This is a genomic window from Neobacillus mesonae, from assembly GCF_023715155.1.
GTDB classification, from domain to species: Bacteria; Bacillota; Bacilli; order Bacillales; family Cytobacillaceae; genus Neobacillus; species Neobacillus mesonae_A.
In genome coordinates this window covers 1-9,182 of record NZ_JAMBNQ010000069.1, presented here as the reverse complement: position 1 = coordinate 9,182, position 9,182 = coordinate 1, and the positions used below count along the sequence as shown (strand labels likewise).

Annotated in this window: 6 protein-coding genes and 5 pseudogenes; 2 read left to right on the top strand and 9 right to left on the bottom strand. The window is 35.5% G+C overall.

Features of this window, described 5'->3' with window-relative positions; translation table 11 throughout:
* Positions 1-235 precede the first annotated feature (235 nt).
* Positions 236-973: pseudogene (locus tag M3183_RS26135) on the bottom strand (IS110 family transposase); the annotation flags it as partial.
* 981 nt (positions 974-1,954) lie between these two features.
* Here M3183_RS26135 and M3183_RS26130 point away from each other — a divergent pair.
* A complete protein-coding gene (locus M3183_RS26130) occupies positions 1,955-2,233 on the top strand; it encodes a hypothetical protein (RefSeq protein ID WP_251474848.1) in 279 nt (92 codons plus the stop codon).
* Between the two features lie 372 nt (positions 2,234-2,605).
* Here the strand turns inward: M3183_RS26130 and M3183_RS26125 are convergent, their stop codons facing one another.
* From M3183_RS26125 to M3183_RS27245, 8 genes and pseudogenes are all read right to left on the bottom strand, one after another.
* On the bottom strand, positions 2,606-3,283 hold the full coding sequence (locus M3183_RS26125) for a DUF421 domain-containing protein (RefSeq protein ID WP_251474846.1): 678 nt from the start codon (positions 3,281-3,283) through the stop codon (positions 2,606-2,608).
* 257 nt (positions 3,284-3,540) lie between these two features.
* Positions 3,541-4,402: pseudogene (locus M3183_RS26120) on the bottom strand (DUF421 domain-containing protein).
* Positions 4,403-4,433: 31 nt separating this feature from the next.
* Entirely contained in the window at positions 4,434-4,640 is a 207-nt protein-coding gene (locus M3183_RS26115; protein ID WP_169189510.1) for a DUF1657 domain-containing protein, read from the bottom strand.
* Between the two features lie 12 nt (positions 4,641-4,652).
* Positions 4,653-5,000: pseudogene (gene spoVAE / locus M3183_RS26110) on the bottom strand (stage V sporulation protein AE); the annotation flags it as partial.
* A pseudogene (spoVAD, locus tag M3183_RS26105) lies at positions 4,997-6,015 on the bottom strand (stage V sporulation protein AD). The pseudogenes spoVAE and spoVAD, both read right to left, overlap by 4 nt.
* Before the next feature lie 205 nt (positions 6,016-6,220).
* Positions 6,221-6,448, bottom strand: a pseudogene (locus tag M3183_RS27525) (site-specific integrase); the annotation flags it as partial.
* 624 nt (positions 6,449-7,072) lie between these two features.
* Positions 7,073-7,279: a DUF1657 domain-containing protein gene (locus M3183_RS26100; protein ID WP_066231697.1), complete on the bottom strand. Its 207-nt coding sequence runs from the start codon at positions 7,277-7,279 to the stop codon at positions 7,073-7,075.
* Positions 7,280-7,791: 512 nt separating this feature from the next.
* Entirely contained in the window at positions 7,792-8,112 is a 321-nt protein-coding gene (locus M3183_RS27245) for a gamma-type small acid-soluble spore protein (RefSeq protein ID WP_082804588.1), read from the bottom strand.
* Between the two features lie 674 nt (positions 8,113-8,786).
* Here M3183_RS27245 and M3183_RS26085 point away from each other — a divergent pair.
* Entirely contained in the window at positions 8,787-9,059 is a 273-nt protein-coding gene (locus M3183_RS26085) for a hypothetical protein (RefSeq protein ID WP_034298115.1), read from the top strand.
* The last annotated feature ends 123 nt before the right edge of the window (positions 9,060-9,182 follow it).

Genomic DNA, 9,182 nt, shown 5'->3' with positions numbered 1-9,182 from the left:
AACCCTGGATCACGATTCAATTTTTGTACTTCATACTCAAGAAATATACAAGATTCGTATTAAAATACAAAATTTTATTCCTGTGAATGCCCCATTCTAGGGGTTTTCTTTTTATGATGATAGCCGAAATAATATAAACAAAGTTTTTCACAATCCGAAGCAAATTGAAAAAAGGAGCACAATATTTCAGATTTTCTCCTGGTTTAATTTGAAAAAAAGTATCTGGATTATTGTGCTCGTTTACACCAATAGAGCTAGTTGCGACTTCAATAAGGCGCAGGGCCTTTGGTCTTTGGGGGGATTTGAGCCCCTCAACCTCCCGATAAAGGGTTAAAATTTCATCGGGTTGTTTATGGTGAAGATCACTCGGGAATGGAGTGCATTCAAGTGCAGCCAAAGCCATTTTTCCGAAAGACGGAAACACCTGAACGAACTCTGGAAAATAGCGATCTAACCAGCGAATTATCATATTTTTGACAGCCCCTAGTTCCTCTGTCAATTTACTTCTAAACGTTGACCCAACACGAAGTTCGGCCTCCATGCCTTTTAAGATACGGGGATAAGTGAATCGTCCATCTTTTAAAAGCCGAGCGATCACCAGTGCATCTTTTCGGTCATGCTTGGTTGGCAGATTATCGTCCAACTCTTTTGACCGCTTTACATGCATAGGATTAACCATGGCAAGGGGAATGCCCCGTTCCTCAAGAAAATAGGCTATATTGAGCCAGTAATGGCCAGTTGGCTCAATTCCGATGATAACTTCTGTTTTTCCGTTCTCCTTCATTGTAGCGAGAACACATTGATAGAAAAGCTCGAATCCATCTCCAGATTGAGAAACTGAGAATGATTTTTGAAGCACACGCCCTCGGTCATCCACAAAGCAAGCGAAGTGTGTCCGCTTGGCGATGTCAATTCCGACAACAAGTGTTTTTTCGGTGACTTGATTAATTTTCTGATTTTGTTTAAAATCCATATGGAGTCCTCCTTGGTTATCAAATTAGGGGTCATTTCGCGCTACGATTTGACACCCCGCATCATACCAAGAGGGCTCTTTTTGTTCAAGTCCCCGAAAATCCTTCTAACAGGAATGCTCCCTTTATGAACGTGTTAGGGAGGAATTTTCGTCATCTATATTTAAGTTGGCGTTAAATTTGTGATAGTTGGCGACCCTTTAGAGCGATTTTGAAAATGGGCAGTTTTTTTGAATTTGTCTTCATATATCATTTATTTTCATTATTCTAAGCTTCCCTTTTAAGCTTGAAATATATTTTTAGGAATTCTATAAAGCATTTAGAACAGTATTTTTCGTTAAGGCACGTCAGATCGTTTTGCAACGGAATTTTACAACAGGAACATCTCCCCTTAACTTTCAAAAGAAACAACTCTCCTTTTTACTTTTATTCTTTTTATAAATTTCATCTATAAATTTAACCATGGTCTCGGAATTAGATATTTTCCCTAAATTTTTAAGGAGACATATCAGTGATTCAGGCGTTACCCCAATAAACTCTAGTATATTCTTCTAAGGCTTTAGGATAACATTGTGGACAGTACCTTTTATTAAGAAGAAATGAACCACTTGGTAACATTGAAAGTTGACTTTTCCAGAAATAATCTTCACAAGAAATACACATTCCCATGTTCCTCTTCAAAAAAAACATCCCCTTAAATTCCTTCTTTGAAAAACTTAAACCATAATATGTTCCGCAATTGTCATAGGGATAGGTATTTACCTACATTTCGCCTAAATTGGTTTATCACCCATATCCTTTTCTAAACGCTTGACATGAAAAAATGAATTCAGTGAAATTACCTACTTCTCAATTCGATTGGCTGTAATGCTTAAATTTTCTAGCCTAATTACTAGTTAAAAGCGATCATAATTTAACATTTATAGGGAATGATACTATTTATAGTTTTAAACATAATACTAAATCATGAAAGGAGGACATCCATGAACAAAAAATGGTTTCTTATACTAGCCGTTGCAATTTTATCTACCATGTTAATAGTCGGTTGTAACAATAATGATCAGAATCCACCACCAGAGGATAACAATAATGTTATTGAAAACGGTGATACGAATGATGATAATGCAGATCTTGAAAATGCACCCGGTGTTTACGAAGATGATAACATGTTTAAAGATGATGAAAATGATAATGATCCAGATCCAGAAGATCCAATAGAAGATGCAGAAGATATAGGCGATAGGGATAATAAAGATGAGTAATAGGAATAACTAGTAAAAAGCCGATTCTCCTTTTATGTCAAGGAAAAATCGGCTTTTTAATTATTTCGGATCAATTTGTTGGTGAATTGATTTTTATTAGATTAATGGAAAACCCTATTATAGCATTAGCCTTTTAGGCATTTGACTGTTTTTTCGGGAAAGAAAATTAATTATTAAACAACAACCACACTCAAAGTTTCACTCTTTATATCCCCATAGTATGGAAAAAGTTATAATGATGCATTTGGTTTCTCATCTTTCTTCAAAAATACTTAGAACTTGATAGTTTGATAAGGTACTGTACTAAGAAAACCATATTTACCTAAAACCGTTTATCTAGGATTAATATAGGGAGGGGAAATCGTTTTAAGATTAGTCGCTAATATCAAATGTGTTAATGTTTAGTGAATGGTCGGTATCTCTAACAGAAGCGTAAAATATATCTTTAATTTGATGATATCCCTTTGCCTTTAGTTCTTGCTTAAGCCACTCTTCATTCTTGTTGATTAATTTTAAATTACGCTTCTGAACTTTCCCTTCAATTACAACAGCTATTGGGAATCCATGGTAGTATTCTACTTTCATATGTAAATCCTTTGGAGTAACAGGAACTACCTCTTTCTTAGGTAAAATGCTTATTTCACCGGTTGCTTCCAAAATCGCATATTCAATATCTTGAATATCTGGATATCTTGCTGTTCTTAAACTTGACAACAGCTCAGATAAAGGATATCTATTTTTCCTTAAATTTTTATATACAATTTTTCCATGTTTAACTAAAATAGTCGGTTTTCCTATAATAAAAGGGTTTAACCAATTTAATAAACTTAATTTTGATATAACTAAGTGAACGCCCGTTATAACAATGATTCCAATAATCCCCTCTGTTACTCCATTTACTTTAATGGACCCAAATGCTAAATAAGATAAAAAAAGAATCGCTCCAAAATCGTGAGGGGTAAGTTGTGCTAGGGCTGATTTCCCTAAAATTTTTATGGCTACAATAAAAACAATATATATAAAAATTAATTTAACTAAAAAAATAGACACTTCTAACACCTCTTAGGAAAAATCACCTTAGTCTGAAGTCAGACTAAGGATGTTCATCTCTTTGACTATACGGCAAAAATTAACAGAGAAAGTTAACCAGTAATGTTTTAATATTTTAAGCACCCTCTAATCAATTTTAAAAAAATATTTTTCCAAAGATTTTATTTTCAAGATTCGACTTAATGATATTATATAAAAAAATGGTACTACTTTTTTGTTATGTGTCTTAAGATCATCCAAGATAGCGAAATAAACCATTATCCTTTTAAAATAGGCATCACTTTATCAATAGCTTCTTGTAGTTTTTCACTATTTTTACTATACATTTGCTTAGCTTCTTTTGATTCGGTTCCAAGAGCAAACAGCTCTAAGTCTGCTTGGCATTTTTTCATGGTCGAAAGAATTAAAGGTCTTTCTTGAGGAGATGCGACTTGTAATTGATCGTCAAACAGGTCAACTGTTAACTCTCCATAGGAATTAACTTGTCCAAGAAAAACATTTTCTACCGTTACACCAAGTTTTTTCTAATTCAGTGTGTAACCAAGCACGGCTTCGTCCAATCGTCGCAAGTGGTTCATCCATTATCACACCATCCATAATAACAGTCTGAGGCTCTTTAATTGAAGCAACCGTCAAGTTTAGATCCTTTGCTGTTAATGGTTGGTTTTCTTTCTTTAACATGACGGATAAATCCCCTGTTGCCTCTAATACAGCGAATTCTACATCAGACACCTGATAAACATCCTTCTTACGAAGTAATTCTAATAATTCATCTGTCGTGTATCTTTCCTTTTTTAAATTATCTTCCATGATTTTCCCATCTTTTATAAAGACAGTTCCTGTTCCTTCTACAAAATCACGGAACTTTTTACTTTTTAAGGAAAGCAAACCAGATAAAAAGGGTATTGCTGCAAAAATGACAATTCCAATGATTCCATGAAAAATGTTCCGTTCCAGTCCCATAGCAACTTCAGCACCTATACTTCCAATGGAAATACCAGTTACATATTCAAAGAAAGATAATTCAGAGATTTGCTTTTTCCCTAACCATTTTGTAATAAAAAATAAAACAACAACAAAGAATATTGACCTTACGGCAATATCTAACCATTCAGGCACCACTTAACACCCCCTATAAAAATTATATCTCTTAAAAACCTTTGTACTGAAATTCCTCTTGTTCTAATTCTCCAACTCGTTTTTTTAAATCCGTGACTACTTCATGTACAACCATCATGGTTTCATGTAATGAACGTTTCGAATCATCATCTAGAGTCCGTAATGCTAAACTCGAAAGACTTGCTTCTACTCCTTTTAAACTGACAAAACATTGTTTGACATCCGATCCTACTGTCATCCTAGATTCTCCTCCTTTTGGTTTAAAAATTAAAGCCCCTATCATGCCGAAAATAATGGCTGCTGAAATTCCTGAACTGGTCACTTCAAACATTCCTGTGAGCACACCAACTAACCCATGTTGTTCTGCCTCTTGCATGGCCCCATGTACAAGGGAATTCCCAAAGCTTGTAATAGGTACGGTAGCTCCTGCACCAGCAAAGTCAATCAAGGGTTCATATAATCCAAACCCATCTAAAATGGCCCCCACTACTACAAGGGTACTTAACGTATGTCCCGGAGTTAGTTTAAACACATCAAACATAATTTGCCCAATGACACAAATCAAACCACCTACGGTAAAAGCCCAAAAGTAGGTCATAATGATTGTTCACCTCCGTATTCAATCGATACCGCATGAGCGATACAAGGAATCGTATCATTTTGCTGGAAAGAAAGAGGTGATAATAAAGCACCAGTGGCCACTACTAACATTCTTTTAAATTCGCCTTTTTTCATGCGATTTAATAAATGACCATAGGCTACTGTTGCTGAACACCCCGCCCCACTTGCCCCTGCGAGGACTGGTTGTCCTTTCCGATAAATCATAAGTCCACAATCTTGGAATTGTCCTTCACTAATGGAAGTTCCATGCTTTTTAAATAAATCAAGGGAAACTTCACGCCCTATCTTGCCAAGATCCCCAGTGACGATTAAATCATAATAAGAGGGATCAATGTTTCTTTCCGTTAAATGCGCTTCAATCGTATCAACAGCAGCTGGTGCCATAGCCCCTCCCATATTAAATGGATTGGTCAGTCCCATATCAATCACACGGCCTATCGTAGCAGAAGTGACACTCGGTCCATCCCCAGAATCACTTAAAAGGGCCGCACCAGCACCAGTAACCGTCCATTGTGCAGTAGGTGGTTTTTGTCCTCCATATTCTGTCGGATAACGAAACTGTTTTTCAACAGCTGTGTTATGACTCGAAGCCCCTGTTAATATATATTTAGCCCCCTTTGTATTAATAATATAAGCACCTAGAGCCAATCCTTCCATAGAGGTAGAACAAGCACCAAATAAACCAAAATAAGGAGCTCCAATGGTTCGACTAGCGAAACTTGTGGGAGTAATCTGATTGATCAAGTCCCCTGCGAGAAGAAACTGAACCTGTTCCTTTTGTATTTCTCCTTTTTCCATTGCCTTTTGACAAGCTTCTTCAAAAAAACTTTATGTGCTTTTTCATAGGAATCCTGTCCGAGCCATAAATCGGCATGAAGAAGATCAAAATCTTCCGATATAGCTCCATCTGCTTCAAATGGTCCACCTACTGTTCCAGTAGAAAGTATCACAGGCTTTTGTTCGAAAACCCATGTACGATGACCTGCAAGCATTATAACGCCCCCCATCTGAGATTCAATAAGGGCATCCTTTCCTCATTTATTTCTCGTTAATATTGTTTTAGTATAGGTGATTGTTGCTGCGTTTAGCGCTTCAATCCGTTCAATGAATATCGGCATGTTGATAGCGTTGTGCTTGCGTGCACTTGATTCATTTAAGACACTTCTAAAATTAATTTTTCCATAATGGCTTCATCACCACTTTTACAAATATAAAGTTGGTATCAATCGCTAATTCATAAAGGTAATCATCAAACAAGAACTAGATGATTAACTCCCCTCTATCTATTTCAACTGAATTGGTGTCCATTTTTATGATCAAAAATAAAGTCCTCTATAAAGAGCGATAGTGCATCTACAATTCTCAAACCTTTTTAAATAGCCGTTTAATAAGCAGTCAATCTCGTATGTTAGTTGTTACCTTATAAATCTACACAGCTAACTCGTTTCCTTTGCGTATCCAATGAACTCTTTAATATTGTCAAACCGGGGGTCATCCCGTTTTACGACAATAAGTTCGGAATCTTCATGGTGACTGATATTAAATTAAAAACTGTCCAAATTTTCTTTTCTATTGGCAGTAGGATTTATTAACCAGTAAAGATATTTGGAGAGACCATATAACCAAGCGTATATCCATCGGGTTCGCTGTTTGCTAATTCACCCCTACCAATCCAACCTTCACCTTTTTGACACAATACACCCAAGAGAATTAAAAATGAAGGCAAAAAAACCACCCACGATGTTGTGAGGGGTCTCATTGTGTTTATATGTGTTTATAAAGTTTGTTGATGTCAATGAAAAAACGTGTTAAGAATCGAAAAAGAAAGCTTGTATGTACCTGTGAAATACTTAAATCGTTATTATTTTCACCCAACTGATTCTGGCTTCCGTTACATCCTGATTCTATTCCGATAACCGTTAATACTAAAAGACTGATCTTTAATTTGTTTTATTTTATATATCATGAAAAATCACCTCTGTGTTTTATCCATTATTGAGAGAGTAAAAAAGGTTGGTTTACTCGACCAACCTTTTTTTGTCTTTTTAATTATTGTTGTTTGTATTGAGGTTCTTCTTGTTCGATTTGTTGAACGCGTGGTTCAAGGCTTTGTAGAACGGATTGGGTTTGTTTAGCAGCATCTTGGTAAAGCTGCTTCGCTTGTTCATTATCTGTACTAAGAGCAAATGTTTCAAAGCTAGCCTGCGCACTTTTCAATCCCGCTAGAGCTGTCTTAACATCATTTATTACTGTCATTGAATAACGACTCCTTTAATGTTTTTAATAACCTTTGTTAGAATGATGAAAAATGGTTTTCTTTATAATTCAAATGTAATCCATATTTTTTATCCAAAAATAATATTATGAAGTAAGGTTTGAAAACTAAATTAATATCCTTTTTCTCTTAATAAATAAAATATCCGTTTAATCCAAACGGTTGCTATATTTGATTCCAAATTCTCTTTAAATCTAATGGAACGAATACTTTATCCCCACGTATCTCCCTATGTATAATGGGATGTGAAAAGCATTGATCCAAACTTAACCCTTCTTCTTTTTTATGCCTAGCTCTTTTGAAGTCTTCGGGTAATCGCATAACAGTTGCTCCTTTTTATTTTTAAAAAAAATTTTAGTAAGGGAGCGAGTCTTAACTCCCCTCTAATCTATCTAAGGATGTTTTTATTGGTAACAAATGAATCAACACATAAAAATTTTTGGCGACATAAAGCTTCAGAATTGTACAAACGTGTGATTCAGTTATTTATTTTTTAAGACTGGGCATGTTGGTTTTTTTGTCTTACTTGTTGTGCATTATTTTGACTTGCGAACTCAGTACCGTATTGACCTTGTGACACTTGCGTACTGCCTTGGGAAGCTTGGTTTCCGTCATGAGCATATTGTGGTTCTTCTTGTTCGATTTGTTGAACGCGTGGTTCAACGCTTTGTAAAACAGATTGGGTTTGTTTAGCAGCATCTTGGTAAAGCTGCTTCGCTTGTTCATTATCTGTACTAAGAGCAAATGTTTCAAAGCTAGCTTGAGCGCTTTTTAATCCGGCTAAAGCTGTTTTAACGTCATTTATGACTGTCATGAATAACACCTCCTATTATTTTTTTTTTTTGAAACCTTTCTTAGAATGTTTGAAGATAGAAATATTTATTCATACAAAGTTTTTAAAATTCGAATTATATTTTTATTATATTTTCGGAAAAAATACTCTTGGCAAAAAAAATCAAGGAAGAGAGAATAGGGTAAATTTGACGGTTGTACTTTTGTAAAAGCTGATTAAAGTACAATTGTTTTACAATTCGAGGGGGATTTTCCTTTTCGAGAAGCAAGACTGCTATGCTTATTTAGAAATGGAGTATTCGGTTTGTATTTTTCATAAAATTAAAAAAGAGGTAGACGGAGTATGTATAAGGACTATCCTGAAACGATTTATATGGACCAAAACCACGAGCAAGGTATAAGCAATTTAATAAAAATATAAATCAGTATTTTTCCAATCCTATTATACATAAGGAAATTAATGGTGATAAAATATATGTTGCCTTGGACCTAGACAGAATCTGGAATAGGATAAATTAATATTTAGTTTAGCCACAAATACTCCCCACCTGCGTATAGGTGGGGAGTATTTAATGCTATCTAAAGGTGGGGGGGCTTTAAAACTAGTCTAAAATACCTGCATATTTTTGACCGCTGTGTGGCAATCTACCCAAGTGATTACAACATTGTTAACAAGGAGGAAACATCATGCAACAAATGCAGACGGGTATGAATAATCAACAAGCACAAGCTTTAATGACACAACCGCCTGAAATAATGTCAACAAAGGATCATCTCTATGTAAACGATATGTTAAGCTGGAATTTACTTGCGATGAAGAAAATGCATTTTTTCGCTCAACAATGTCAAAATCCCGAAGTAAGAGCAGCACTTGAACAAGCTGGACAAATGCATGATCGACACTATCAACAGCTGCTTCAACAGATGCAACAGTATGTAACTCAACCTTCACAAAATATGAATCAATAAGGAGCATTCCTGTTAGAAGGATTTTCGGGGACTTGAACAAAAAGGAGCCCTCTTGGTATGATACGGGGTGTCAAATCGTGGCGAGATGACCCCTAACTTAGTTAACCAAGGAGGACTCCAATA